At 66.4% G+C, this 26989-nt stretch carries 24 protein-coding genes, 3 tRNA genes and 2 pseudogenes (1 of these 29 cut by a window edge); 13 read left to right on the forward strand and 16 right to left on the reverse strand.

Annotation, left to right across the window (positions count from 1 at the left end; genetic code table 11):
* The 6 genes from C8E87_RS14865 to C8E87_RS14890 form a co-directional block, all read left to right on the forward strand.
* Positions 1–800, forward strand: the 3' portion of a protein-coding gene (locus C8E87_RS14865) for an MEDS domain-containing protein (RefSeq protein WP_133873653.1). Its footprint begins 46 nt before the window's first position; only the last 800 of its 846 coding nucleotides appear in the window; the start codon falls outside the window, past its left edge; the stop codon is at positions 798–800.
* An 18-nt stretch (positions 801–818) separates the two neighbouring features.
* Positions 819–1835: a serine hydrolase domain-containing protein gene (locus tag C8E87_RS14870; RefSeq protein WP_133873654.1), complete on the forward strand. Its 1017-nt coding sequence runs from the start codon at positions 819–821 to the stop codon at positions 1833–1835.
* Positions 1832–2230, forward strand: a complete 399-nt coding sequence (locus C8E87_RS14875) for a VOC family protein (protein ID WP_133873655.1) — start codon at positions 1832–1834, stop codon at positions 2228–2230. Before C8E87_RS14870 ends, C8E87_RS14875 begins: the two co-directional genes overlap by 4 nt.
* A gap of 592 nt (positions 2231–2822) precedes the next feature.
* Positions 2823–4028, forward strand: a complete 1206-nt coding sequence (locus tag C8E87_RS14880; RefSeq protein ID WP_239080652.1) for a DNA cytosine methyltransferase — start codon at positions 2823–2825, stop codon at positions 4026–4028.
* Positions 4029–4181: 153 nt separating this feature from the next.
* Complete coding sequence (locus C8E87_RS14885) at positions 4182–5687, forward strand: AAA family ATPase (protein ID WP_133873656.1); 1506 nt, start codon at positions 4182–4184, stop codon at positions 5685–5687.
* 356 nt (positions 5688–6043) lie between these two features.
* Positions 6044–6901, forward strand: coding sequence for a hypothetical protein (locus C8E87_RS14890; RefSeq protein WP_133873657.1), 858 nt, complete (start codon positions 6044–6046; stop codon positions 6899–6901).
* 34 nt (positions 6902–6935) lie between these two features.
* Here C8E87_RS14890 and C8E87_RS14895 read toward each other — a convergent pair whose 3' ends face one another.
* From C8E87_RS14895 to C8E87_RS14915, 5 genes and pseudogenes are all read right to left on the reverse strand, one after another.
* Positions 6936–7607 carry a hypothetical protein gene (locus tag C8E87_RS14895; RefSeq protein WP_133873658.1) on the reverse strand — a complete coding sequence of 224 codons (672 nt, stop codon included), beginning with the start codon at positions 7605–7607 and terminating at the stop codon, positions 6936–6938.
* Positions 7604–8845 carry a hypothetical protein gene (locus C8E87_RS14900; protein WP_133873659.1) on the reverse strand — a complete coding sequence of 414 codons (1242 nt, stop codon included), beginning with the start codon at positions 8843–8845 and terminating at the stop codon, positions 7604–7606. The genes C8E87_RS14895 and C8E87_RS14900 overlap by 4 nt, the downstream gene beginning before the upstream one ends.
* On the reverse strand, positions 8845–11157 hold the full coding sequence (locus C8E87_RS14905) for an ATP-binding protein (RefSeq protein WP_166661169.1): 2313 nt from the start codon (positions 11155–11157) through the stop codon (positions 8845–8847). The genes C8E87_RS14900 and C8E87_RS14905 overlap by 1 nt, the downstream gene beginning before the upstream one ends.
* A 341-nt stretch (positions 11158–11498) precedes the next feature.
* Positions 11499–12137 (reverse strand): HAD family hydrolase, encoded by a 639-nt coding sequence (locus tag C8E87_RS14910; RefSeq protein ID WP_133876831.1) that lies wholly within the window; start codon positions 12135–12137, stop codon positions 11499–11501.
* Positions 12138–12181: 44 nt separating this feature from the next.
* Positions 12182–12799, reverse strand: a pseudogene (locus C8E87_RS14915) (GntR family transcriptional regulator); the annotation flags it as partial.
* A gap of 19 nt (positions 12800–12818) precedes the next feature.
* Here C8E87_RS14915 and C8E87_RS14920 point away from each other — a divergent pair.
* The 3 genes and pseudogenes from C8E87_RS14920 to C8E87_RS14925 all read left to right on the forward strand — a co-directional run bounded on the left by C8E87_RS14920 (position 12819) and on the right by C8E87_RS14925 (position 14572).
* On the forward strand, positions 12819–13070 hold the full coding sequence (locus tag C8E87_RS14920; RefSeq protein WP_133873661.1) for a helix-turn-helix domain-containing protein: 252 nt from the start codon (positions 12819–12821) through the stop codon (positions 13068–13070).
* Between the two features lie 56 nt (positions 13071–13126).
* A pseudogene (locus tag C8E87_RS46800) lies at positions 13127–13351 on the forward strand (Arm DNA-binding domain-containing protein); the annotation flags it as partial.
* A gap of 63 nt (positions 13352–13414) precedes the next feature.
* Positions 13415–14572 carry a tyrosine-type recombinase/integrase gene (locus C8E87_RS14925; RefSeq protein ID WP_239080651.1) on the forward strand — a complete coding sequence of 386 codons (1158 nt, stop codon included), beginning with the start codon at positions 13415–13417 and terminating at the stop codon, positions 14570–14572.
* 5 nt (positions 14573–14577) lie between these two features.
* On the opposite strand, the gene C8E87_RS14930 is transcribed toward C8E87_RS14925, so the two are convergent.
* The 7 genes from C8E87_RS14930 to C8E87_RS14960 form a co-directional block, all read right to left on the reverse strand.
* Positions 14578–14651 (reverse strand) — tRNA-Phe (locus tag C8E87_RS14930).
* Positions 14652–14664: 13 nt separating this feature from the next.
* Positions 14665–14738, reverse strand: a tRNA-Asp gene (locus C8E87_RS14935).
* A 55-nt stretch (positions 14739–14793) separates the two neighbouring features.
* Positions 14794–14866 (reverse strand) — tRNA-Glu (locus tag C8E87_RS14940).
* Positions 14867–15015: 149 nt separating this feature from the next.
* Positions 15016–15909, reverse strand: a complete 894-nt coding sequence (locus C8E87_RS14945) for a MerR family transcriptional regulator (protein WP_133873663.1) — start codon at positions 15907–15909, stop codon at positions 15016–15018.
* Positions 15899–16588: an isopentenyl-diphosphate Delta-isomerase gene (gene idi / locus C8E87_RS14950; protein WP_133873664.1), complete on the reverse strand. Its 690-nt coding sequence runs from the start codon at positions 16586–16588 to the stop codon at positions 15899–15901. The genes C8E87_RS14945 and idi overlap by 11 nt, the downstream gene beginning before the upstream one ends.
* On the reverse strand, positions 16585–18066 hold the full coding sequence (crtI, locus tag C8E87_RS14955) for a phytoene desaturase family protein (protein WP_133873665.1): 1482 nt from the start codon (positions 18064–18066) through the stop codon (positions 16585–16587). The genes idi and crtI overlap by 4 nt, the downstream gene beginning before the upstream one ends.
* A gap of 23 nt (positions 18067–18089) precedes the next feature.
* Positions 18090–19223, reverse strand: coding sequence for a polyprenyl synthetase family protein (locus C8E87_RS14960; protein ID WP_133873666.1), 1134 nt, complete (start codon positions 19221–19223; stop codon positions 18090–18092).
* A gap of 68 nt (positions 19224–19291) precedes the next feature.
* Here C8E87_RS14960 and C8E87_RS14965 point away from each other — a divergent pair, with 68 nt between their 5' ends.
* Positions 19292–20179 (forward strand): phytoene/squalene synthase family protein, encoded by an 888-nt coding sequence (locus tag C8E87_RS14965; protein WP_133873667.1) that lies wholly within the window; start codon positions 19292–19294, stop codon positions 20177–20179.
* Position 20180: 1 nt separating this feature from the next.
* Complete coding sequence (locus C8E87_RS14970) at positions 20181–21506, forward strand: cryptochrome/photolyase family protein (RefSeq protein WP_133873668.1); 1326 nt, start codon at positions 20181–20183, stop codon at positions 21504–21506.
* Between the two features lie 549 nt (positions 21507–22055).
* On the opposite strand, the gene C8E87_RS14975 is transcribed toward C8E87_RS14970, so the two are convergent.
* From C8E87_RS14975 to C8E87_RS14985, 3 genes are all read right to left on the reverse strand, one after another.
* The gene (locus C8E87_RS14975; protein WP_133873669.1) at positions 22056–22649 is read right to left on the reverse strand and encodes a hypothetical protein; all 594 of its coding nucleotides are present in this window, start codon (positions 22647–22649) and stop codon (positions 22056–22058) included.
* A gap of 204 nt (positions 22650–22853) precedes the next feature.
* Complete coding sequence (locus C8E87_RS14980; RefSeq protein WP_239080650.1) at positions 22854–24083, reverse strand: RNA polymerase sigma factor; 1230 nt, start codon at positions 24081–24083, stop codon at positions 22854–22856.
* Positions 24071–24442, reverse strand: a complete 372-nt coding sequence (locus C8E87_RS14985; RefSeq protein WP_133873671.1) for a YciI family protein — start codon at positions 24440–24442, stop codon at positions 24071–24073. Before C8E87_RS14985 ends, C8E87_RS14980 begins: the two co-directional genes overlap by 13 nt.
* Before the next feature lie 93 nt (positions 24443–24535).
* Between C8E87_RS14985 and C8E87_RS14990 the strand changes: the two genes are divergently transcribed.
* Positions 24536–24958 (forward strand): YybH family protein, encoded by a 423-nt coding sequence (locus tag C8E87_RS14990; protein WP_133873672.1) that lies wholly within the window; start codon positions 24536–24538, stop codon positions 24956–24958.
* Between the two features lie 5 nt (positions 24959–24963).
* Here the strand turns inward: C8E87_RS14990 and C8E87_RS14995 are convergent, their stop codons facing one another.
* Entirely contained in the window at positions 24964–25860 is an 897-nt protein-coding gene (locus C8E87_RS14995; protein ID WP_133873673.1) for a LysR family transcriptional regulator, read from the reverse strand.
* Between the two features lie 71 nt (positions 25861–25931).
* On the opposite strand from C8E87_RS14995, the gene C8E87_RS15000 reads away from it, so the two are divergent.
* Complete coding sequence (locus C8E87_RS15000; protein ID WP_239080649.1) at positions 25932–26966, forward strand: TDT family transporter; 1035 nt, start codon at positions 25932–25934, stop codon at positions 26964–26966.
* Positions 26967–26989: the final 23 nt, after the last annotated feature.

Raw genomic sequence — 26989 nt, forward strand, 5'->3', positions numbered from 1 at the left:
ATCGGCTAGAGCCCGGCGACCATGCCTGTCTGACGTACAGCGACCCGGAGGAACGGCTCGACCTTCTTGCCGCGTTTGTGAGCCGCGGGCTGCAGCTCGGCGAGCGGGTCATGTGCTTCACCGACGACCCGGTCGCTGCCGAACTGCGGCAACGTGGGGTGCCGGCCGGGGAGACGGTGCTTCCGGTGCAGGCATTGTGGGGTGAGGGCGCCGCACCCGATGCGGTGGCGATGGTGCGCCATTTGCGGGCCGAGCGCGATCGGTCGCCGCGTGGTTTGCGGGTGGCTCTCGACATGTGCTGGGCGGCGCGTCCCCAAGCGGGCGCCGAGCAGTTGCTCGCTTTCGAGAACGAGGTGGCCAAGCTTTTCGCGAACGGCGGGCTCACGGCACTGTGCGAATACGACCGGGAGGCGTTCGACCCGGTGACTTTGGCGTACGCGGCCCGGACTCATCCCCGTACGGTGACCGCGGCGGTTTATCACGAGGATGCCGTGCTACGAATCTGCCGGCAGCACGTGCCACCGGGTATTCGGGTCGCCGGAATGCTCGACGTGAGCCGGGCCGGCGTCCTGAAGGATGCCTTGTCCGAGGCCGTACGCCTGGACCCGGATGTGCACCTGAATCTCAATCACCTGCGTTCGCTGGACGACGGTGCCGCAGAGGTGATTGTGCGCACGGCGGCGGGGCTGCCGCGTAACCGGCACATGATTGTGGTCGGGGATCGGCAGGCCGGGCAGACCCTGCGTGTGGCCGGCGCTCCCGGCGTACCGAATCTGAGGTTGTTGGTTCGCGACCTGTAGGGCATTACCGTGCCGCTCATGGATGGCTTGATCGCACCGGGTTTCGAGGCAGTCGGCGAGGCGTTCGCCACCGATCCGCGCGGAGGGTCGGCGCTGACGATTCTGCGGGCCGGCGAACCGGTGGTGGAACTGGTCGAGGGCTGGCGCGACGCGGCCCGGACCGAGCCTTGGAAAACGGACACGCTGGTCAATGTCTATTCGACCGGGAAGCCGGTCATCGCGATGACGGTGGTGCTCCTGGCCGGTCGGGGCGTGATCGACCTCGATGCGCCGATGGCCACCTATTGGCCCGGCTTCCGAACCCCGGCTTCCGTACGTCAGGTCCTCTCGCACACTTCCGGACTGGCATCCTTCCCCGTGCCGCGACCGGCGTCCGCTTTCGCCGACTGGGATCTGCTCTGCGCCGACCTGGCCGCGGCGGAACCCGAATGGGCGCCGGGCACGGTCGCCGCTGAACACGCCCTCACGTACGGGCATCTGCTCGGGGAATTGGTGCGGCGCGTCGACGGCCGTACGCCCGCACGGTTCGTCGCCGACGAGCTCGGATTCGACTTCGGGTTCGCGCTGTCCGACGCGGACATCGCGCGCTGCGCCGAGCTCGAATTCGACCGCCCTGACTGGCCCGAACGCAACGCGGGCGAACCCGGATCGGTGAAGTCGCGGGCCATCAGCAACCCGGCCGGCGCCCGCGACCTGGCCGTCGTCAACAGCGATTTGTGGCGGCGCGCGTCGATTCCCGCCGTCAACCTGCACGCCGGCGCAACGGGCGTGGCCCGCTTCTACGCGGCGATTCTCGACGGTTCCCTGCCGGCGGTCGCGGTGCCGCAGTTCGTCGGCCCCGATCTGTTCATCGGCGAGGAGACAACCTGGGGTTTGGGCGTACAGATCGAGCCGGACGGCACTTGGGGCCACGGCGGCCTGGGCGGCTCGGCCGGTTACGCCGACCCCGCGCGGAACCTGGCCATCGCGTACGTGACCCGACGCCTCGGCGATTTCGCAGCCCTGGACCGCATCGACGCGGCATTGCCCCGATGAGCCCGACACGCTTCGGCGGCCGTCCCGACGTGGTTCTGGCCCTGGTTCTGGACTGCGCCGACTTGGAACGCTCGGCCACTTTCTGGTGTGCCGTACTCGGCTATGAAGCAGAACCCGCTTCGGCCGGCCCCTACCGTTCCCTCTTGCCCCCGAGCGGCGACGGTATCGAGCTCCTGCTGCAACGCGTCCCCGACAAGAAACTCACCAAGAACAGACTGCACCTCGACCTGCGGGTGCCCGACCTGGCCGCGGAAACCTCGCGTGTGCTGTCCCTGGGCGCAGAGCTGATAACCCCCACCCCCATATCCGAACACGGCTGGACCTGGAACGTCCTGGCGGACCCCGACAACAATGAGTTCTGCATCCTCCAGCCCCCACCCGAAAACCAGCATTAGCCACCCCGAACGCCACGTTGTAGCCGGACCCGGCCCACGCAGGATGCCTCCGGCGGCGATGGTCGCAGCAATCGCACAAAACGCCGGGCCAGCGGCAAAGAGGCCCACGGACTCCGCCTTGTGACCAGGTAGAGCAGCCTCGCGGAATGCCCACGGCGGCGGTTGGCGTAGCCGATCGCACGCCTACGGCCCGCAACAGACCGGCAGAGGGGGTGCGGGTGGCGTAGCCCCCGCCTCGCGCGACGAAGTTCGCGCGGAAAGGAACGAGGCTGGCACGGCTCACGCAGTCGGTGAGCAGTATCCAGCCCCAGTCTCGTGGCCAGGGGCGGGGTCGAACCGCCGACCTTCCGATTTTCAGGCTGCGGGCGTGCGTGTCGGATGACGTCGAGCCTTGACCGCGGGCCCGCGTCGCCGCAGGTCATGGAGCCTCTGTGTTGTCGCTGGTTGACGCCTGGATTCATCCGTTGTCATCGCGTGTGTGAGCAATGCGTCAGCAACGCAGGTGTCCTCGGGTAGCGAAGCGCAAGCTCAGGAGCCGACTCGCCAACTTTGTGGCCAAGCTATGTCAGACCCATATGACAGGATCTCCGCTGTGAGTAGTGAGGTAGACGTGACGAAGCACCGGCTCCGTGTGGCAGGTCTCTTCGCGGGCGTAGGCGGGCTTGAGCTCGGCCTCAAGCAAGCCGGGCTGCAGACAGCGATGCTCTGCGAGGTGTGGACTCCGGCAAAGGCCGTGCTCACGAAACGCTTCTCCAAAGTTCCGCTTGAGCCGGACGTGCAGCACCTCGAGGCGCTGCCCGACGACGTCGACGTCGTCACCGCCGGCTTCCCCTGTCAAGATCTCTCGCAGGCAGGCCGCACCGCCGGTATCGCAGGCGAGCAGTCGGGACTGGTTTCACATGTCTTTCGCCTTCTCAAAAAGCACCATCCACGCTGGCTTGTGCTGGAGAACGTGCGAAACATGCTCGTGCTCGACAAGGGCAAAGCAATGCTTCACCTCGTTCAGGAGTTGGAAGCACTCGGCTACCGGTGGGCGTACCGACTCGTGGACTCCCGGTTCACAGGCGTCCCCCAGCGCCGACAGCGCGTTCTCTTCGTCGCCAGCCGCACCGAAGACCCCCGAGCCGTGCTCTTCTCCGAAGATGCCGGCGACCCAGCCGAGTCGGACCGAGCCACCGACGCCTACGGCTTCTACTGGACTGAGGGCCTCACCGGGCTGGGATGGGCTCAGGACGCAGTTCCGACTGTGAAGGGGGGGTCGGGGCTGGGGATTCCCTCACCGCCGGCGATCTGGATTCCCGGCAATCCCCTAGGGCGCCGAATCGTTACCCCGTCGATCACAGACGCCGAACAACTCCAAGGCTTCCCCAAGGACTGGACCTTGACCGAAGCTACGGCGGAGAAGAAGAACGGGCGGGACCGGTGGAAGCTAGTGGGGAACGCAGTCACGGTCGGCGTATCGAAATGGCTTGGCGAACGACTACTCAGCCCGGGCGCGTACGACGAGGCAGAAGCCGTTCCGATGCTGGACAGTGCTCCCTGGCCCACAGCGGCTTGGGGTTATAGCGGCAAAAGATGGCGTTCGACCGTCTCCATGTGGCCGAGGCACGCCGAGTACACCCACCTGATGGACCTTGTCGACGAGGACGGGTTGACCCCGCTCAGCTACCGGGCCGCCGCAGGCTTCTACTCGCGCACGCAAAGGGCGAAGCTGAAGTTCGACGAGGAGTTCCTCCTCGACATGAAGGAGCACGTCGAGCTCATGGACCCGGACCGGCTCAAGCCGCTCTCGGTGTGATCCGTGGGGTGCCCACGAGAGGGGCGTCGGTGTTCGCCCCTGCCCGGCGCCTCGCACGAGGGAAAGCGGTAAGGCGTCGGGAGGACAGCAACCACCCGGTCTGTGGATGTACCGGCTCCCTTGAGGGGAGTGCATGCTACTAGAGTGCGGCAGGTGGAGTTGCCCGATGGCCAGGACGACATAACGCACCGGCTAGACGCTGCGCTTGATGGCGTTGCGCTATCAGCGCCCAGCACAACGAAATTCAACCAGCTCGTACAGCTCATCGCCGATGCTGCCGAGACCCCTATCGCGCGCGTTTATGCCGCATACATCAGTAAGCCGGGAAACCTTTCGGTCCGGCTTGGGCAGTCTCCGAGCTCCCAGGCCGCGCTGGTAAAGGTTGCTTTGTCAGACTCGGCCGAAGCTGATTCGCCGTACGAAGCTGCCATCAAGAACGTTCGTGAGGGCAAGTCGGATGCAATCGTCGTGATCGAGAGGGCAGTCGGCCACTGGAGGGTAGCGGGGTTCGTGGCGGCACGTCGCCCGAACGATGACCCTGACATCGTGCCCTTGGAACGACTCAGCCACGCATTAGCGACCCGTATCGAATTCGTCGAGTCTACGAAGGATTTCGAGGCGCCCGCCGGCACACGTCGCGCAAGGAACGCCGCCGTTCCCGTCGTCGCGGCCACCCCCCTGGAGATCGATCCGCGGGTATTGCGGATGGTTCGCCTCGCCATCGCCACGCATCCTGCCGTGCTTCTCGTCGGGCCGCCCGGAACGGGTAAGTCCACTCTGATAGCTCAGATACGCAATGAGATAGCCGCTGATCCTGCTGCGTACGGGATGACGATGCCGCACGAGATCCTGTCCGTGACACCCGACGAGAGTTGGGGGACTCGGGAACTCGTCGGCGGAGAAAGCGTCGACGACAGCGGAAGGCTGCGATTCAGTCCGGGCTGGGTTCTCGAGGCGATCAGCGAAGACCGGTGGCTTGCGCTCGACGAGGTCAACCGGGCCGACATGGACCGAATCTTCGGAGGCCTACTCACATGGTTGGCCGGCCAGGAAGTGGTCGTTGGGCGTACCGGGCCGGAGTCCGGTGCTGGCGCTATCCGGCTCGGATGGGCAGAGACTGCAGAATCCCAGGTTGACGGCTTGGAGTTCTTGGGCGCGGAGGACAGCGGGATCGATCCTGTCGTTTACCAGGCGGGACGCGAGTGGCGCCTGCTCGGTACGTACAACTCGCTAGATGCGCACCGAGTCTTCCGGCTTGGCATGGCACTGGGGCGTCGCTTCCGCCAGGTCCCGGTTCCGGCTCCGGAAATCGACACCTTCACCCGAGCTCTGACGCCACGACTCGACCCCTTGCCCCACGAGATTCGAGAGGGAATAGCGAGCGCGATCACGGCGATGTATGCAGCGCATCTTAATTCGGACGCCATCGCCCTGGGCCCTGCACTGTTCCTCGACCTGCCGTCATACGTCGCAGCAGGAATGCCATCAGGTGCGCCGGCCCCGGAACTGCTGTCCGAGGCATACCTGCTCTCTGTCGGGCCATTGCTGGCAAGACTCGAAGAAGACAGTCTCGATGCTCTCGGTGTTGCTTTGAGCCAGGCCGACGTCCTTGGCGACGGCTGGCAGTGGGTCCGCATTCAGCTACGCGCGCTGGCATGAGCGGCCCCAGGCCCGGGCCGGCAATGCCCTGGCGAGGCGTCGACGAAGTTTTGCGTCTCTGGACAGGCAGGGGGCAGCTCTACTCGGCGCTTGCAGCGGTCGCCTCCGAGCAGCCGATGGAGCGAGCGTGGAAGCCACGTGACGTCGAACGGCGCGGCAACCGCGTCCTGTTCGAACGCTGCGTCCCATTGATCGCTCGCCTTCCAACGAGCCGGGCGCAGTGGCTGGAGGCGATACCGGCGACTGTTGCTCGCCATCGAATCCTGAGTAACGCCCCGGCCAGCAGCGTCGATTGGCCAGCCACACGACGACTGGGCTGGCCACCGGAAACCTTCGTGGCGCGCCGACGACTACGAGTGCAAGACGAAATGCTCGTTTCGTCTTTGCGATGGACGCTCGATACGCTCGCAGCGATTCACGACGATGCAATAAGCATCGACCCAACAGTCGATGTCGCTGTCGCCGATCGAATCAGGGTCGGATTCGGGCTTCTCGACGTTTCGCCGATCCGTGAAGCGACCGCGGAGCAGCCGGGAATGCCCGAGATCTCGGCGATGCGAGCTGCTGGGCGCCCATGGGGCGCACTCGCTGATTTGTGTCGCCTGCTGAGTCGTTCGCTCTCTTCCCTGGCCGATCTGGCACGAGACCAGATCGCACCAGACGACGAATTGAGGAGCAGGCTCTTCCACCTCGGGGTTTTGGGAACCATGCTGTATGAACTTGGCAGGATGGGGGCGTCGACTCGAAGCGTTCGGCCCATCGCCGGCGGCTCCACCGGTCCTGCGTTCGAGGTCCGGGGACTCGACGCACGGCCCTGGGACTTGTGGTTCGAAGCCGCAGGTATGTGGCGGTACTACGGTGTCGCCTCACCCTATAGATCAGCTGTCGCCGGATTGCACGGAGCTGGCCAGCCGCTCGGCGCAGATCTTGTGCTCGTTCGGCAAGGTGAAGGCGCCTTCTTGGTGGAGTGCAAATATTCGCACAACGCCGACTATGTCGGGAGGAATGGCTACCTTCAAGCCGTCACCTATTTGACCGAAGCGCGCTGCGGCCTCGCGCCGTTCGCCTCAAGCATCGTCATTGGGCCAGACGACGTCGTCGACAGCCATGGTGCCGTCACAACTCCAGTTGGCCAGGTCGGTGTGGGGCCGGTGTCTTCGTTGTCGGCTGCTCTACAGACCTTCACCGAGCGGGTCTTCGCAGAGCGGTCGTAGCCTGATCGACGGGCACCTTGCCACCGCCATAAGGTCAAGATGTCGATGGGGAGGAATTGTTCCAGTATGTCTGTATTGACCTCATATCGGCAGCCACGGACCGAATTTCATTGCGGAAACCGAGACCGAGCAATTCATTAATGCGACCAATGCCGTAAAGCGATACGATCATCGCAATCATCAATGCCGCCGGGGAATGCGCATCCAACAGGAAGGCAGGAGTAGTCTCATTGAACCACTGGGCGTTCGAGAATGGTCTGCCCCGAATCAATCCAGTAATTGGCTGGGCATGATGGTAGTTATGCATGCCGTCACCGCCTTTCGAAGGAGTCTCGAACCTCCAGCCGACGACGTTCTCCACGTTATCGTCAATATCGAAGAGCGCGACCCTAAATTTAGCATCGGGACGTTCCCCGCTCAGGTCTATTCGCGCGCACAACAAAGGAAGTAAGACTGGAGTTCCCTTTAGCACGGGCCGGCAGAATATTGCCCCCCTCTCCCCAGTGTCGATCAACTCCTTCGATAGGATCGCCTCAAGTTCGCGGTCTTCCAACGGGCGATATTCCGCCGCGAGTATTTCCCTGGCGGACGCCCGGACCCCTTCGAACCGTCTCACTTCGCGAGAGCCGTCGTCTGCAAGGTGCTGCAACAGTCGTACGCAAGTCCCGCGCTCAACGGACCCGCTCGCCTTCTTGTCATTTTTCATAATGCAAATCTGACAGCAGGCTCGTACGAAATTCCATCCAATCCAGCGACGTAACGGCGGCCGAAGGGACCCAGAACCTCCGCCCTGAATTCCCTTGCGGAATCCGCTATTCGGAAATCAGAAGCGTCCTCGCAGAAGACTAGCGAGATATCTGCCGCCTCCCAAGGCCTACCGACTTCCACAATGCGTTCATCATTTGCGAGCGAAGGCCAGAACCAGCACGGACGTGAAAGCCAGTTCGGATGAGGGAAGGCAGCGTACGCGATTGTTTCGCTGAGGAGGCCTACCGACTCACCGTCCGCCGTACGTCGAGTGGTGTGACGAAGCGCAGCGTCGGTGTCCGTGGAACCAATGAGACTGGGGTAACGAAGCGCTAGGTGTGGACCGTCAACAAGAATATCTTGCCCTGGTAGCACATCTCTTTCCAGCCATTTATGCACACGCGCAGCAGCAATTCGAGCGGCCGCTTGCGGTTCCCAAAGTTCGTCTCTGGCTCTGAGGCCTTTACCTGAGTTCACCACGAAGTCTCTAAAGGTGGCGGTTTCGGCCACATCTCTAGAGAGAAACTCAAGATGCTCTCTCTGCATTGCCTCATACGCTGGCGAACGAGCTTCCCCTGAAAGAATTCCGAGTGCGGCTAGGATCGGCTCGTCCATGTGTTCCTCCACGAACTCAACTCTCGCCCTGTGCCGCGCCGGCGCGTCGCCGAGACAAGGCCAACTCCACGGGCGATAGCCTTCCTGATCGTCTAGCCAAAGCGTGGGACGCATAAGGTCGTCGCTAGCGATATTTAAATCGGCATATGAACTGAGATGCCCACGTAGCCTCAGGTCGAACGTCGACTGACGAACGAACTGGTTCAATGCAACAATGGTGTCACATCTCGAATAGCATCTGGCGAGATATGCCACTCGCTCACCAGTCTCTGAAGGCCCTGCGTAAGCGTTCTGATCTCCCTCTGCCCTGAGGTCGATCAGATCATAGTCAACGATCACCATGGCGGCCGAGTCGAACGGTGTCTCGACGAGCGCCTCTCTTTTGGAATGTTGATCTTTTTCTGCAGCTCCACGTGCGGAGCGTCGACGGGCTTCAAGAATCCCAATGGCTTGCGCTAAGCCTCGGTCCGAAAGTGTAGAGACTGCATATGTGTCCGCGACGTCGGGGATCTTCTCAAGAAAATCTGCCCACTTCATTGCCCTGTCAGTTTCGTCATCACATATAATAATCTGATTGTTCATCAAGCTTCCTTCCAAGCCACTTCGACGGACGTCGAATAGTTGCCCGTCGGTTGTATAAACCGGACGCTGCACTGTAGTTCATTTGCGAGCATCCGAACGATAGTCAGGCCGAGGCCGCTTCCGCCCAAACCGAGTGCCGCCCGATCCTGACTAATCTGCTGCCTGCGAACGAACGGCTCGAAGAGCTCATCAGCTCGGGTCAGGTCGACGCCGACGCCTGTGTCCTGGACGAGTACAGTTTGCTTCCCACGGCTAGCAGCGGACCTAATGTCAATGATCCTGATACGGCTGTCCGTCATCGCGTTAACAGCATTAGTCATGAGATTCTGGAACAGGCTGCTCCACTCGACGTATCCACCCGACGGTAAGCGGAGGTCAGGAGACAAAAAGTCCGTCGTTACCTTTGCCCCCCGCAGAAGGAGGCGAACCTGGCGCGCCACGTCGTCCACGAGTGCCTTTGCCTTGAACCGTCCCCTTGCACTGCGATTTTCTTCATCAAGCAAGTGGGAGAAGAGCGCACGCGTTGCCTTGGCTCGCTCGACCCACTCTTCGAGGTCATCGGCGAGCACAGGTAGCGCGACACTCGTTTCACCGCGCTCAGCAAGTCGTAATCGACGCGACAAGTCTGCCAGTAGCTGAAGCTGTTTCTCGACCTCGTGTTCGTAGGCAAGGGCCGATATCCCAGCCGTCGCAAGCGAAGCGAGTAGCGCAGTATTAGCTGCTTGTGCTCTAGCCTCAGTATCGGCGCTTTGCATAGCACCGCGAACTTCTGCACTAAGTTGCCGGAATGCTCCTTCCGGTATCGACGGCCGCCAGCGCTCCAGGGCCTCGTCAAGGCGCTCGATTCGATGGCTTGTCGGTACTTCGGCACGCTGGGTTACCTCCTGAGAGGTCCAGGCGCGGGCAGCCTCACGTACAGCGTAAAAGTCAAGCGCCCAACGGACAAGAACAACCAGGTCTCTATAACCGCGGTTTCCTGCAAGGCGATCGCGGCTCACCTGAATTCTTAGTGCCTCGCGCACGGCGGCGCTCCCATTTCGCATCGCAGCACGCAGCTCATGAGAGGTGTTGATATTGACTATTCCGAAGAGCCGCGAGTTTGTCGGAAGATAATTCAACCCCTCCGTACGTTGTATCGACTCGGGCAACAGCGCAGATCGGGAGAGACGATGGGAGTGATCGATCTCGACGCGAAGCCAGTCGGTATCGGCTCCGTAGTATGGGAGGTTAAAGCCTGCATCATAGACGTGCACGCCGCCGAATCTTCTGAGGTAACGCCGCGCATCCTCCACCCGAACACCCCGGGGCTGTCGATATTGAAGTGAAAAGACGCGGATCTGGAAGTCCAGAAGATCGAGATGGCAGTTCTTGAGGCGGTAGTGCACGGTTTCGCGGCTATTATCCTGAAACTGAAGCGTCAATCGCATAATGCGGAACGGGGCGTTAGTGTCGGTCTCAGGCTGCGCCTCAAATTCGTCTGCCCGATCCCAGCGACGATCGTTGACGGCTGCCGAGCCGTCCGTGCTCGCCTGCCGGCTGTCTTCTGCATCGAGGACGTCGAGCACGTCAGCAGGAACTTCGGCATCTTCGGGAAGTAGCTCTCCGATCAACCGCGCCGTCCACAGGTCCAGAACCGCACGCATTTGTTTGTCGAAAGCGTCGACCGCGGCCTTATTCGGACTGTCAAGCTCGACGGTGAAACTCGATACTTCTTGCTGGCCGGCGGATACCAACCCAAAAGGCGGTTGGAGCGGCCAAATTTCCCGGGCGAGGTCGACGAGCGCTTCAGAGGTCCATCGCTGATTAAGCTCGCTCAGAATTAGCGTTGTTCCGTGAGGAGAGTCCTCCGGAAAGCCGGACTCGGACTCGGTTATCTCATAATACGCTGGGGCCTCCGTAAGAAGCCCGGCGTCGACCGCTTCATTCCAGTCTACTCCCACCTTCAGCTCGCTACCGGTGTTCGTAGCTGCGACCGTGCGTAGCTCCATCTTCTGGGCCAAGAGCTGAACAGAAAGCCTGCCGACACCCTTGGACCCAGTAAGCGGTCGACGAAACTGGGGCGATACCTCTTGGGCCTCCTTGTGTGTTGACCCGACGCGCATCCACCTTTTCTCAAAGGTATCGAAGTCTATTCCGTGGCCATTATCGCTGATTTCTATCTGGTTCTTCTTGAATCGAATGACAACCTTCGTTGCATCCGCGTCGTATGCGTTTTTCACGAGCTCCGCTAGAGCGATGTGGGGACGGCCGACAAGCCGTTCACCTAGCTCGCGGAGCAGACGGGAGTCGACGCTGAACATCATCTTGCGCATTGGTTCTCCCGGTCCTCGTCGCGCCCGTGCACCCCATCCTTCCATCGTGGGCGCGTTCTGTGGGTTGTAGGGGCAGACTCCCAGTCGATACAAGGTCCGCAGAGACCCACGGTGCCGCAGGTTCCGCGACGAAGGTGCTGGGGCTGTCCTTCTGAAGTCCGCGTTGGGGCGTGGCGCAGGGAATGCCGCCGCTGCTTCCACGATCTAGGCCGTGGGTGCGATTGTGCGTGTCGGTCGATGTCGGCCGTCGGCCTGAGCGCGGTCACCGGGTCTCCGTGTTGCCGCCGGGAACGCCGGCCGCGCGGGCGCCCTCGATGACCCCGAGCGAGGGCCGCGCTGCTCTAGGTACCGTTCGACAACAGGATCTCGGCAAGGTCTTGCATTGAAGTGACCACAGCGTCCGCGGCAGAGAAAGCGTCAACCTTCCATGATCGATTGGCGTAACCAACAACGCCGACGCCAGCCGCTTGAGCGGCCTCGATGTCCGTAAGCGAATCGCCAACCAGCGTGCAATATGCGTGCGAAGCACCGAGGATCCGTACGGCGTCCCGGATCGGCCCAGGGTGGGGCTTCATCCTCGCTGGGTCCGCGTACGCCCTACCGACGATCGGCGCGACCAGGGACGTGAGTTCGTGGGCGGCGAGGTACGCCTCAACGGCGGGCACCGAGTTGTTGCTGACGATTGCGACCGGTAGGCCGCGGGCGTGCGCGTTGGCGATCAATTCGTGTCCGAACGGGGTGGGCGAGGCGACGGCGACGGCACGTAGCTCCGCCTCACAAAGCGCATCCTCGACTGCCGTGACCACCTTCGGCGAGCACTGCTCCCCTGCCCACCGCAGCACCTCCATCGGATCCGGCTCGCCCCGGACTTCCGCCGGCACCTCGATGTCGAGCCCTACAAGAAGCTTGACGAGTTCTGTCGCCACGCGAGGCGCCGGGTAGCCCGCGAAGACGGAACAGATAGGGCCGTCGAAGTCCATTAGGAGCGGTCCGGCGCTGATTAGCCGTGCCAGGTCTGCCCTGCTCACGGGCGGCACTCTCGGGCGACGCTGTTCCAGACTGCGTCGAACCAGACCTTCGATGACTCGACGAACTGTGTGCCGTGCGATCCTTCGTCGTCGTCCGCTGCGTAGTGGAACAGGGTCACGTCCTTGCCCATCGGGTCGAAGATCTCGACCGGGTTGCCGCCGATGGTCACCTCACGCTTGACGACGGAGTAGTAGCCGAAGAACGCCTCTCGGCCGTTCAACAGGTAGAGCTTGAAGGTCGGGGCGATGCTGTGCATCCGAGCCTCCACCGTCGCCGACTTCACGAGACCGAGGTCTCCCAGCTCCTCTACCTGGTCGATGATCCCATCCGTTGATCGCCGCGTGATCCGTTCTTGCCGCTTTCGCACGGCAGGGTCATCGCCTCCGGTGGCTACCAACGCAGGCAGCGCCATCGGCACCGACATGTCTGATATCAACAGGCGGACGGCAATCGTCTCGGGTGCCATGCGGCCGGCCCGGACTAGGTCCAGAACTTCGGCGATGGCGTCTCGCAGCGTCTCGCCCGCGAACCCGGCGAAGTCGATCGTCACGTGCGGGTGCTCGAATGCGGCCTCGATCAGGGCCGTTCTGCGTGGCCCCAACCGCATCGCACGCACGGGAGGCAAACCCCTGATGGCCAACGTCATCACGCTCACCCACGCCGATACCGCGACGCGACCGCCCGCGGGCGCCGCGGCCACCTACACCGTCAAGGAGGTCGCCGGCCTGCTCCGCCTCAGCCTCGGCGGCACCTACCAGGCGATCCGAGCCGGCGAGATCCCCGCCAAGCGAATCCGAGGGCGCTGGATCGTACCCGTGCACCGCTTCCACGCCTGGCTCGACGCCCAGGACAACGACCCGGCCACGGGGCACCTCGCCGCCTGACCAAACCTCCACCAACCGCAGGGCCGCCGGGCACGCGTCGCGCCGGAATGCGGACGATGCGTGCCGGTGGCTCGCACACCCATCGATCCGAGAGGGGACGCCCGCTTTGCGAGGCTCCGTCTTCAAGCGCTGTCAGTGCCGCGACAGCGCCGGCAAAAAAGATCAAGAACTGCCGGAAGCCGCATGGCTCATGGTCATTCGTAGTAGACGCAGGTATCGACCCCCACACCAGCAAGCGCAAACAGCCGACCCGAGGTGGCTTCAAGACCAAGACCGAGGCGGAGGAAGCGCTCCCTGCTGAGCTGGCCAAGCTCAACGCCGGGACGTGGACAGATGATCGGCGCATGACCCTCGGCAAGTGGCTCGATCAGTGGATCGAGGCGCTGATCGCCGCCAAGAAATCGCCCAACACGATCAAGAACTATCGAGGGCACATCCGCGATGCCTGGCGGCCCCAACTCGGTCACAAGTTGCTACGCGACCTCCGGCGTAGCCATATCGAGGATGTGCTCGCCGACCTGGCGCCGCCAATCGAGGGCGAGCGACCTGCCGGCAACGTCGGCCGCCGGATCGAGCAGCGGACTCCATCCACCATCGACGGCTACCGGCGCACGATCCGCGCCGCGCTCTCCGCCGCCCAGCGCGCCGGGCTGATCCCGCTGAATCCCGCCGTCGGGCGGATGGACTCGATCCCCGTGGCAGACGCCATTGACGAGGATGACGAGCCCGAGGTGTGGCAGCCCGAGGAAACCGCGCAGTTCCTGGAACACGTTTTCGACGACCGGCTGTCGGCACTCTACGAACTCGCCGCGTACGCCGGCCTCCGCCGTGCCGAGCTGTGCGGCCTGCGCTGGTCGGATCTCGACGCTGACGGCGCGGGGCTACGCGTCCGGCAGACGATCGTGTCCGTGACGCGCACCCAGGTCACGCTCGAGCAGGCCAAGTGCCCGGTGTGCGGGGAGGTGCACGTGGGCCGCCTGTTCAAGGCGCCAAAGTCGCGCAAGGGCCGCCGGTGGGTGCCGCTCGCCAAGCCAGCTCAGGACGCGTTTGCCCGGCACCGGGAGGCCCAGCAGGAGGAACGCGAGTTCTACGGCATCGACTACCGAGATCACGGTTTGGTGTTCTGCCGACCGGACGGCATCCCGCTCCGACCGGATCGGGTGACGGTCGAATTCGAGCAGCACGTCGCCCCGTGCGGCCTACCGCCGTGCCCGCTGCACGACACCCGGCACGGCGCGTGCTCGCTCATGCTGGCCGGTGGCGTCCCGATCGAGATCGTTCAGATGATCCTCGGGCATTCCACGCCGGAGGTCACCCGGCGCGTTTACGCGCACCTGATGCGCTCCGAGACGCCTGCGCAGATCGAGCAGGCGGCCAAGCTTCTGACGCACCATCGACCCGCTCGAAAAAGCCGCCGTGAGCAATTCACGCGATCGGACGGCGCACAACCCCGGATAGAGATCAGCCCTGACCGGCGTTCGCGCTGGTCGGGGCTGACTTGATCTCGTGGCCAGGGGCGGGGTCGAACCGCCGACCTTCCGATTTTCAGTCGGACGCTCGTACCAACTGAGCTACCTGGCCTTGTTGTTACTTGCGGTCCTGACGGGACTTGAACCCGCGACCTCCGCCTTGACAGGGCGGCGAGCACTCCAACTGCTCCACAGGACCTTGCTCTTTACTGCTCCGGTAGTCTAGCGAACCGGTCTGGCCGTTAACTTACCAGTGCCCCCAACGGGATTCGAACCCGTGCTACCGCCTTGAAAGGGCGGCGTCCTGGGCCACTAGACGATGAGGGCAACGCCGCCAGTATTGCACGTCTGCAATTCCTTGTGGCTTTGACCCCAACCGGGCCCCCGCTTGAGGCTTGGAAAGCATACGTGATCGCAGGCCCTGGCTCCAAACCGGTATCCCCTTCCGGGCGGCAGGGGCCTGACCAGCGCAAACGTCAGGTCACGGCGGCGGTGACGGTTTCCACGGCCGTGGTGAGGTCGGTGAGCTGGACCACCCCGGGGGGCAGGGGCTCGGCCCAGCCGGGGCCGGCGGCCGCCACGAGCAGGGGCGCGTGCGGTCCGGCGGCAACTTGTTCGAGCTGGGCGGGGTCGGAGCTGACGGGGGTTTGTGACCACAGCACGACCACGGTGGGGCCGGTGCGTTCGATCGCGTCGGCCAGGGCGGTGGGGGGCACGCGAGCGCCGTACAGGCGGGCGGGGATGCCGGCCTCGGCCAGGGCTGCGGCCAGCGCTTCCAGGGGGAGGGTGTGTTGTTCCTCGTCGGCGGCGGCCAGCAGCACCTGCGGCGACCGCAGGCTGCCGGGGCGGGGCACCGAACCCAGCGCCTCGGTGACGGCACGGGACAGCAGGTGTTCGACCTCCACGAAGCGCTGAGTCGCCTCGTACCGTTCGCCGACGCCGACGAGCACAGGCATGATGACGTCGGTCCAGGCGCCGATCACGCCGCGTTCTTCGATCACCATTTCGAGGATGTCGCGCATCGCGGGCGCGTCCAGGCGCATGGCGGCCCGGCCCAGACCGCGAGCTGCAGCCCCCACGGCGCCGAGAGGGATGGCGTTGCCGCCTCCGTGGCGTGCCGCGCCGGGCGGGGCGCCGTCCAGGGGCGTACGGCGGGCCCAAGCTGCCGCCTCCGCGGGGGCGACCCCTTGTGCGGTGAGCCGCCTCATCACCTCGAGACGGTCGAGGTCTTCCGCGGTGTAGCGCCGGTGATGGCCCGGGACGTGTTCGCTCGGCCCCAGGCCGTACCGCTGGTGCCAGGTGCGCAGCGTCGTCACCGCGACTCCCAGGCGACGGGCGACGGCTCCGGCGGTCAGGCCGTCAACGCCCATCGGGCTCGACGAAACCCGCGTCGACGGAAGCAGCGAGCCCGGAGGAGGAAGCAGCGGACCCGGAGGAGGGGACAGCGAGCCCGGAGGAGGGGACAGCGAGCCGGGAGGAGGGGACAGCGAGCCTGGAGGAAGAGGAGGCGAGCCCGGAGGAGGAGGCGAGCCGCTGAGTGACGCCGAGCAGCCAGGGCGCGTACGGCCGGGAATCGCTCTCCAGTTCCGCGAGCAGCGCCGGCACCGACACCCAGCGCAGGTCGGCCACCTCGTCCGGGTCGGGCGTCGGCCGTACGCCGATGGGCAGGTCCCCCACCAGCACATGGTCGTACTCGTATTCGACGCGCCCGGTGGCCGGGTCCTCGGCGTAGTACGCGTACACCCCCACCTCGGTCAGCGGCACGTCGGCGACTCCGACCTCCTCGACCAGGCGCCGGGCGGCCGCGACGGTCAGCGGCTCGTCGGGCAGGGGGTGGCCGCAGCACGTGTTGGCCCAGCGCAGCGGGAAGCGGGTCTTGGCCGGTGCGCGTTGTTGCAGCAGCACCCGGCCGGACGGGTCGCGCAGGAAGACGGAGAACGCGCGGTGCAGCTGGCCGGGCGTCGTGTGGGCGTCGGCGACGGTGGCCGAGCCGAGCGCCACCCCGTCGGCGTCGACGAGTTCGACCAGGTGGGATTCGCGGGCGGTCACGAGGCCGCCTTGGTGACGCGGGCCGCCGCGAGCTTGCCGGAGATCAGCACCATCGGCACGCCGACGCCGGGCTGGGTGCCGGAGCCGGTGAAGACCACGTTGTCCAGGCCGGGGTGCAGGTTGGCCGGGCGGAACGGGCCGGTCTGGGCGAACGTGTGCGCCGCCGCGAAGGGGGTGCCGGCGGCCATGCCCTGATCCTCCCAGTCGGCCGGGGTGATGATCCGCTGGACCTCGATGCCGTCGCCGAAGCCGATGTAGCCGCGCTGTTCCAGGGTGCGGATCAGTGACGCGGCGTACCGGTCGCCGAGGCCGCCACGCCAGTCCATCGGGCCGGCCACGAGGTTCGGGGTGGGTGCGAGCACGTAATAACTGTGCCGTCCCTCCGGGGCGAGCGCCGGGTCGGTGTGCGTCGGGTTGGTCACCAGCAGCGAGGGATCACTCATCAGGGTGCCCCGGTCGATGATCTCGTCGAACGTGCCCTGCCACCGCGCTCCGAAGTGGATGTTGTGGTGGGCGGTCTTGGTGTAGCCCTGCCGCGAGCCGATGTGCAGCACCACGCAGGAGGGCGAGTACTTGAGCCGGCGCTGCCGGGCCGGGGGCAGCAGGTCGCGCTTGGCGATCGGCAGGTCGGGGTTGAGGACGACGACGTCGGCGGGGATGCTTTCGCCGTCGGCGGTGATCACCGCGGTGGCCCGCCCGTTGGCCGTCTCGACGTCGGCCACCGTGGTCTCGTACCGGAAGGTCACGCCGTGTTTCTCAGCCGCGCCGGCCAGGGCCCGCGGCACGGCGTGCATGCCGCCCTTGGGGAAGTAGACGCCGGCGACCGAGTCGAGGTAGGCGATCACGGCGTAGATGGCGAGGGCGTCCTGAGGGGCCAATCCCGCGTACATCGCCTGGAAAGAGAAGATGCGCTGCGTACGGGGGTCGCGGAAGTATTTGTTGATTTTGGGCTGGAGCCGGCGGAACCCGCCCATGCCCAGGAGCTTGAGCAGGTTGAGGTTGACCAGGTCGAGCGGGGTGTCGAGGTTGCGGTCGATGAAGTGGTCGCGTTCGAGCTTCCACAGCTGCCGGGCGAAGTCGACGAAGCGCAGGTAACCGTCGGCCTCGCGGGCGCCGCAGACGCGCGCGATCTCGGCCGCCATCCGAACCGTGTCCGTACGCACGTCCAACGTGGACCCGTCGGGGTAGTACGCCCGGTACGCCGGGTCGAGCGGAGTCAGTTCGAGCCAGTCCGACAGCTTCTCGCCCACGGCCTCGAGGGGCTCGGCGATCAGCTCGGGCATGGTCAGCACGGTGGGGCCGGTGTCGAAGTCGTAGCCGTCGACGGAGAGCTTGCCGGCCCGCCCGCCCGGCACCGCCTCGCGTTCGACCACGGTGACCTGGCGTCCGGCCGCGGCCAGATGCAGGGCGCAGGCGAGCCCGCCGAGCCCGGCGCCGACGACCACCACTCGCTCAGTCGGTCCTGTCACAGTTCGCATGGAACGCACCTCCCGGAGGGACATCATGCCGGTCGGTGCGTCACGCGGACGGCAAGGTCGATGAGGGCCGTTCGGGCGTCCTCGTGGATGGGGGCAGTCGCCAGCGCCGCGACCCCGTCGGCGACCCGCTCCTGGATCATCGCTTCGAGCCGGGCGGGCGCGCCGGTCTCGGTGATGATCTGGGCGCGTCGCTGCAGCTGGGCAGGGGTGAAGCCGCCGGAGCCGTCGGCGGGGTTGACGGCTCCGGCGGAGTTCAGGGCCAGCTCGGCGCGCTGCTCGGGAGTGGCGAGCTTGCGGGCCAGCATCAGCAGGGCGGTCGGTTTTCCCGTACGCAGGTCGTCGCTCACCGGTTTGCCGGTGACGGCCGGATCCCCGTACACGCCGAGCAGGTCGTCGCGAAGCTGGAACGCCTCACCGACCGCGAGCCCGTAGGCCCCGTACGCGGAATCGGTCTGCGGATCGGTGTGGCCGGACAGCGCGAGCCCGAGCTGCAGCGGGCGCTGGACGGTGTAGCTGGCCGTCTTGTGCCGGGCGACCAGCAGGGCACGCTCGACCGACCAGGCGCCGGGCCGGCTCTCGCCGAGGACGTCGAGGTACTGCCCGGCGATCGCCTCGACACGCATGCGGTCGTAGCAGGCGCGAACGGTCTGCGGCGCGTTCGAACGCGCCAGCAGCTGGTCGGCCCAGACGAGACAGAGGTCACCGATCAGGATGGCCGCGGCAGCGCCGAATCGCTCCGAATCGCCGACGCCCCGGTCGTGCTCGTGCCGGTCGGCGAAGATGCGGTGCGCGGTCGGCCGGCCTCGGCGGGTGTCGGACTCGTCCATCACGTCGTCGTGGACGAGCGCGAACGTGTGCATGAGCTCGAGGGCCGCGAAGGCCGGCAGCATCGGTTCGAGCGGCGCGTCGGGGCCTGCGACGCCGCGCCAGCCCCAGTAGGCGAAGACCGGCCGGAGTCGCTTGCCACCGGCGAGCACCAGGTCACGGGCGGTGCGGGCGAACCCGCCGAGCGCCGGGTCGACCGAGTCGAGCGACGCGATCTGGGCGGCCAGGAAATCGGCCAGGGTGCCCTCGATCGCGTCTATCAGCGCGTGCGGCGACGCGCCCTGGCGGGGAATGCCCCGATGCTGATTTCCCACGAGCGTGTCATTGGCCACGTGGAGTACCGTACCCTTACTTTGAAGTTGCGTCGATTCGTGCGTCGATATTTTTCCGGAGGGCACCCGTGGACATCGATCTGACCGCTGCCTACGAGCGCTGCCGCGAGCTGCACCGGCGCCACGGCCGCACGTACTACCTGGCGACCAAGCTCCTTCCGGCGTGGAAGCGGCGGCACGTGCACGCCCTCTACGGGTTCACCAGGTATGCCGACGAGATCGTCGATCAAACCTGGGAACTTCCTGCGGACGAACGAGCCCGCCGGCTGAGCGAGTGGTCCGACGCGTTCGTCGGCGGCCTGCGCGGCGAGGCGGTCGATGACCCGCTGCTACCCGCGGTGCTGCACACCATCGCGGTCTTCGACCTCGACGTCGACGACTTCGCGACGTTTCTGCGCTGCATGGCGATGGATCTCACGGTCGACCGGTACGCGACCTACGACGACCTGCTGGACTACATGGAGGGTTCGGCCGCAGTGATCGGCACGATGATGCTGCCGATCCTCGGGTCGCGTGACCCGGCCGCCGCCCGCGAGCCCGCCCGCCAGCTCGGCTTCGCGTTCCAGCTCACCAACTTCATCCGCGACGTCGCCGAGGACCTCGACCGCGGCCGCGTCTACCTTCCCGAGTCGCACCTCGGCCGGTTCGACGTCACCCGCGCCGACCTCGAGCGCCGCCAGGCCACCCCCCAGATCAAAGAGCTCATCCGGTACGAGATCGGGGTCGCTCGCGAGCACTACGCGGCGGCCGCCCCCGGCATCGTCATGCTCGAACCCGCGTCGCAGGCCTGCATGCGCACGGCGTACGCGTTGTACGGCGGCATCCTCGGCGAGATCGAGGCCAACGACTACGACGTGTTCGCCCAGCGCGCGACCGTGCCCAACCGCCGCCGGGCCGCTGTCGCCGTCCGCAGCCTCCTGACCAGGCCCGGCACACCCGTCCCGATGGCGGCCTGAGGTGCGGGCCGCCGTCGTCCTGCTGACCCGCGACCTTCGCGTACGCGACAACCCCGCCCTCGCCGCGGCCTGCGCGAACGCGGAACAGGTGGTGCCCCTGTACGTGCTGGACCCGAAGCTCGGCCGGCTCTCGCCGAACCGCACCCGCTTCCTGCGCCAGGCCCTGGCCGACCTGCGGGCGACCCTGCGGGACAAGGGCGGCGACCTGGTGATCCGTACGGGCGACCCGGTGGCCGAGGCCGTCGAGGTGGCCCGTGCGGCCGGCGCCGAAGGCATCGGCATGGCGGCCGACGTCAGCCGGTACGCCCGGACCCGTGAGCAACGCCTCCGCGAGGAATGCGAGCGGCACCGCATGTCGCTCAAACTCTTCCCCGGCCTGACCGTTGTCGATCCGGGCGCGTTGCGGCCGGGTGGGGGCGGCAGCGCGTACAAGGTGTTCTCGCCCTATCACCGCACCTGGCGAGCGGCGACCTGGCGCGACGAGGTCGCCACCCCCGACCGGATCACCCTGCCGGACGGGATCACGGCCGGACACCTGCCCGACCCGCCTCCGGGCGAGTCACCGGACGCGGCCGTGGGTGGTGAGACCGAGGCCCGCCGCAAGTTCGCCACCTGGATGCGGCACATCGGGCCCTATCCCGAACTGCACAACGACATGGCCGCCGACGGCACCAGCCGGCTCAGCCCGTACCTGCGCTTCGGCTGCCTGTCCCCACTGGAACTGGCCAACGCGGCGATCAAGCAGGGCGCAGAGGAATACGCGCGGCAATTGTGCTGGCGTGACTTCTACTACCAGATCGCGCTGATGATGCCGGACCTGTCGACCCAGCCGATTCGCCCGTCCGGCGATACTTCTTGGCGTTCCGACACGGACGCGCTGCAGCACTGGCGGGACGGCCTGACCGGCGTTCCGGTGGTGGACGCCGGCATGCGGCAGATGCGCGCCGAAGGCTGGATGCACAACCGCGCACGGCTGATCACGGCGGCGTTCCTGACCAAACACCTCGGCGTCGACTGGCGTCCCGGGGTGCAATGGTTCTTCCGCTGGCTGCTCGACGGGGACGTCCCGAACAATTCAGGTAACTGGCAGTGGGTGGCCGGCACCGGCAACGACACCCGGCCGTACCGGAAATTCAATCCGATCCGCCAGGCCCAGCGATTCGACCCGGACGGCGTGTACGTTCGGCGCTACATACCCGAACTCAAGGGAATCGAGGGCGGCGCCGTGCACCAGCCCTGGCGCCTGCCGGACACCGTCCGGCGCGGCCTCGACTACCCGGGGCCGCTCGAGTCACACCGAGATGAGGCGGTGTGGTTGCGGCCGTGACCCCGCCCGGTTGATTCCGGACGGGTAACAGCGAGGCCCGTCGACCCGTTGCGTCCGTCAAAACGTCGAGGTCGGCGGGCCCCGCGCCCGCTTTCGGTCACGGTCTTCAGTCATCAAGGAACCGGCACGCTTTTCCCCGTACGTCCGCTTCTCATGCGCGCCGTTCCCAAGCCGTACCCTGATCGCGCGCCCGGACTACAGCCGCCGCCACGGTCAGCCGCCCCACGCAAAAACGATGACCGATTTCCCGTACGTGTGGACGTGGCGCTGGCGAACCCTGAACTACCCGGGCGTGCGCGCCCGAGTCCCCTGGTTCGGAGACAGTATTGACCGAACGGGCCGACGCTGCCGAGTCATCACCCGAGGAACCGGAAACACAGCCCTGCTCGAATTCGAGGACGGTTACCGGGTCATCACCAGCCGAGCCGGCCTCCGCCGCCGCTAGTCTCCACTGAAGGTGGCCTGCTGAATCCCCTTCAGGGCGTTATGGCCGGTCCCGCTGGCGATACTCAGCCGGTAAAGCGGCGTTAGCCGTGCCAAGCGCTGATTTCACCCCACCCGCTCCACGTCTGTCACCTTGGCTGAGATCTTCGTCTTGCTCGACTTCGTCGACAGCGACTGCTCGTCTTCTGTGTAGCTGGGCCCGCTCACCTCGAACGTGCCGATGATCGGCCCGTTCTCATCGCCGAGCAATTCGTAAGTGACCTCGAACGTCTCGTCCTCCGAGAGCGCTGGCCCTTGATAGGCCATCTGGACCTTAACTGTCACGTTGCATCCGGCCGACCCGAAACAGTTCTTCTCGGCAACCTTCGGGGTCAGTCTTATGTCACTCGGGGACAGATCAGGACCAGGGGGTGCCGTCGTCTCAGGCAACTCCTCGTTCGGGATGCCGATCTCTCCGGCGTCGAGACCACCGTACGGGTCGGTGACTGCTGTTGCCGTGGCGACGGCGTCGTCCTTCGCGTTCTGGTTGTCGGCGTATGCGCTACCCGAGAGCCAGCCCGACGCGAACAGGGCGAGCGCCGCCACGGTCGCGGCAGGAATAGCCCAGGCCAGATTCAGTCGCCGCGGCTGGGCGGGTACCGATGGCTCAAGGTTGGCAGTGGGCGGCTGCGACTCGATCGACGGTGGTTCAGAAGTCATGAGAAGAGCTCCTGTTCAACGGGCTGTCAGCATCCCGCGCTCTGTAGTGCACAAAGCCCGGTAACTCGGACGCTCTTCTGCTCCGGCCTGCCCATCTCGGGTGGCCGCCCAGCCGCGGACGCCTACCAAGTACCTGATGGTTTCCGGCTATCTACGCCCACCGACAGCTCGGCAGCGGCACAGCGGGAATTCCTGTCAACTGCTCTACTCAGTTCCGCCGGCACTGGGATTCCGGGGCAGTCGGGAAGCGCGGGTTTCCAGGTAGCGGCGTTCCGGGATGCTCAAGGTCAGGCGGGCCGCGTTCAGGTATTCGGCTCGGGCGGCCACCGGATCACCTGCGCGTTCGAGCAGGTGGGCCCGTACGGCGGCCAAGCGGTAATGGTTGGTCAGGGCCGGATCGGCAGCGGCTCGGGAAAGGGCGCGCAAACCGGCCACAGGACCGTCCACCTCGGACAGAGCCACAATCCGGTTCAGGGTGACCATCGGGCCGGGCGCCAATACGTCCAGCAGGCGGTACAACTCCAGGATCTGTGGCCAGTCGGTTTCCGCGGCGGTAAAGGCCTCGTCGTGCACCGCGGCGATGGCGGCCTGCAGCTGGAACGGGCCGATCGGGGTGTCGCGCAGGGCGGCGGTGATGATGTCGATGCCCTCGTCGATCGCCGCGCGGTTCCACAGGGTGCGGTCCTGCTCGGCCAAGGGCACCAAAGCGCCGTCGGGGCGGGTTCGGGCCGGGCGACGTGCGTCGGTGAGCAGCATCAACGCCAGCAGGCCGGCCGTCTCGCCGTCGCCGGGCAGCAACGTGCGCAGCTGACGGGTCAGCCGGATGGCCTCGCCGCTCAGCTCCACGCGGTGCAGTGACGAGCCTGAGCTGGCCGAATACCCCTCGTTGAAAATCAAGTACAGGACCTGCCGTACGCCGGTCAGTCTGTCGCCGACCTCATCGGCCGACGGCATCACGAAGTGGGCGCCCGCGTCCCGGATTTTCTTCTTCGCCCGGCTGATGCGCTGGCCGACCGTGCTTTCCGGCACCAGCAAGGCACGCGCGATCTCGGCTGTCGTCAGGCCGCCCACCGCCCGCAACGTCAGCGCCACCTGGGACACCAGGGTGAGGGCGGGATGGCAGCAGAGCAGGAGCAACGTGAGCTCGTCGTCACCCCGTACGGCCGGAACGGGGTCTGGAGGCAGTGCCTCTCGGCGGCGCCGGGCCTGCTCGTTGCGCAGCAGTTCGATGCGGCGGCGCGACGCCACCCGGATCAGCCACGCCCGCGGGTTGTCGGGCACGCCCTCGACCGGCCATTGCGCGGCCGCCGCCAGCAGCGCTTCCTGCACGGCGTCCTCGCTCGTGTCGAAGTCGCCGTAGCGGCGGACAACCGCGCCCAGCACCTGTGGCGCGGCGGTCCGCAGGACATCCTCGTACGAGGTCAGAACTCCCACCCGCTCATGTCGAGCACCGGCCGCACCTCGACCCCGATGGTCGCCGCGTCCGGCACCTTGGCGGCCCATTCGTACGCGTCCTTCTCGCTCGCCACGTCGATCAGGTAGAAGCCGGCGAGGTGTTCCTTGACCTCAGCGAACGGGCCGTCGGACACCACCGTTTCGCCGTCGCGGACCGACACGAACCGGGCGAGCGACGGGTCGGCCAGCCCTTCGGAGGCGACCAGCACCCCGGCCTCGCCCATTTCCTCGTTCAGTTTGAGGTGGCCGACCCCGAAGGCCGTACGGTCGTCGTCCGACATCTTGTCCCAGATCGCGAGGCTGCGCTCGTTCGACTGGATGAGGATCAAATACTTCACGAGTTCTCTCCTTTGCTCACCAGGATGTCGAAACCGCCGGCCCGGCTTCGACGTCCCGGGCAAATGTTTCCCAAGAAGTGAGGGAGCCAGGACATGCAGGACATCCGCGAGGTCATCGAGGAACGCGCCGCCCGGCTGAGCGAGGGTGACGTGAAAGGTTTCCTCTCCCGTTCCGCGCCCGAGGTGCTCACCTTCGACCTGGCGCCGCCGCTGGGCAAGCGGGTCGACAGCAGCGACCCCGGCCCGCTCGAGCAGTGGCTGGCCGGCTTCGAGGCCCCGCCGCGGCGCCGGGTCACCCAGCTGGAGATCACCGTCGACGGCGATGTCGCGTTCGCCACCAGCTACGACTCGATGAGCGGCCGCCCCAAGGGCACGACCGACGACTTCACCCTCTGGTACCGGGTGACGCTCGGCCTGCGCCGCATCGACGGGCGCTGGCTGGTGACGCACGAGCACGAATCGGTGCCGTTCCTGATGGACGGCTCGTTCCTGGCGGCGACCGGCCTCGAGCCGTAGGCGGTTCAGGCCCGGCGCGCGATCGTGTAGAGGTCGCGGGCCGGCCCGATCAGCTGGTCGGCGGCCCGCCACACGGCCCGCAACCGGCGCTGCAACGGCACAGCGGTCGGCACCGCCACAAGCGTGCCGGCCGCCAGTTCCGCCGTGACCGCCAGCGAGCTGAGCACCGCCGGCCCCGACCCGGCCGCCACCGCGTGCTTGATCGCCGTGGTGGACGACAGCTCCAGCAGCGGCGCGGCCGCCGTGAGCTCGCCCAGGGCCTGGTCGAAGGCGCGCCGCGTGCCCGAGCCGGCCTCGCGCGACACCAGCGGGGTGGTCGCCAGCTCGGTCGCGGTGACCGCCCGGCGGCGCTTCGCCCACTGATGCCCGGGGGCCACCACCACGGCCAGCCGGTCGGTGGCCACCACCTCCTCGTGCAGGCCGCCGGGCAGGTCGGGGCCCTCGACGAAACCCAGCTCGACCTGGCCGGTGAGCACCGCGGCGGCGACGTCGGACGAGTTAGCGGCCTGCAGGGTGACGGCCAGCCCCGGGTGGGCCGCACGCAGGGCAACCAACCACGCGGGCAACAGGTATTCGGCCACGGTTTGGCTGGCGGCGACCGTGAGGCGGCTCTCGTGGGTGGCCCGCAGCGCAGCCAGCCCGACGGCGAGCGCGTCGGCCGCGTCGATGGCCGTCCGCGCCCAGTCGGCGACCAGCGCGCCGGTCTCGGTCAGGGTCGACCCCCGCGGCGTACGGTGCAAAAGGGTCAACCCGATCCTCCGCTCGAGCTCACGCAGCCGGGCGCTGGCGGCCGGTTGCGAAATGCGGTGCTCGGCGGCGGCGCGACCCACGCTGCCCAGCCGGGCCACGCTGAGCAGCAGGTCGAAGCCGGTCAGGTCGGCGGCCAGCGGCGGCAGAGGCATAAGTTCAGGTTATGACCCCAGGCGTGATCGACGCCTACTGGCCAGGGCTTCCAGGCGGCAGGGTGGGTTCCATGTTCGGACCCAACTGGTTCGCCTCCGTCATGGGCACCGGGATCGTCGCCACCGCGGCCGCCACGCTGCCCCTGCACGTGCCGGGCCTGCACGCCTTCGCAACCGTGATGTGGCTGCTCGCCGCGGCACTCCTGATCACCGTGCTCACCGCCACCGCCCGGCGCGGCGTCAGCCACCTCGACGACCCGGTGCTCATGCAGTTCTGGGGGGCGCCGCCGATGGCGCTGATGACCGTCGGGGCGGGCACGCTGCTGCTCGGCCCGGGCGAGTTCGCCGTCGCGGCCGACCTGGTGCTGTGGAGCGCCGGAACCCTGCTCGGCCTGATCGTCGCGGTCGCCGTCCCGTACCGGATGATGACCCGCCCCGACCTGGCCGCCACCCCCGACGCGGCGTTCGGTGGCTGGTTGATGCCAGTGGTCTCCCCGATGGTCTCGGCGGCAACCGGCGCGCTGCTCGTCCCGCACGTGCCCGACGGCCGCGACCTGCTGCTGGCCTGCTACGCCTTCGCCGGGCTCAGCCTGTTCGCCGCACTGATCGTGATCACCCAGATCTGGACCCGCCTGATCCACCACCAGATCGGCGCCGCCCGCATGGTGCCCACCCTGTGGATCGTGCTCGGCCCGCTGGGCCAGTCGGTGACCGCGTTCCACCTGCTCGGCCGCGCTTGCGAGGGCGTGCTTCCCGACCCGTACGCCTCCGGAGCGCAGATGCTGGCGCTGCTCTTCGGCGTCCCGACTCTGGGCTTCGCGCTTTTCTGGGCCACTCTCGCCACGGCGATCACGCTTCGCACCGTACGGGCGGGCCTGCCGTTCTCGCTGACGTGGTGGAGTTTCACCTTCCCCGTCGGCACAGTGGTCACCGCCACCGCCGGCATGGCCACCCGTACGGGATCCCCGCTGTTGACGGGCTTGGCGGTGGCGCTGTTCGCCATCCTGCTGACCGCCTGGACGATCGTGGCCACCAAAACACTCCGAAGCAACCTGTGGCGCCCCGTCACATTGGAGCCCCGTCCGGCGCCCGCAGTCAGCTCCTAGCCCCGTCGTGCTGTTTTCGCGAC

The organism is Paractinoplanes brasiliensis, assembly GCF_004362215.1.
Taxonomy (GTDB): Bacteria; Actinomycetota; Actinomycetes; order Mycobacteriales; family Micromonosporaceae; genus Actinoplanes; species Actinoplanes brasiliensis.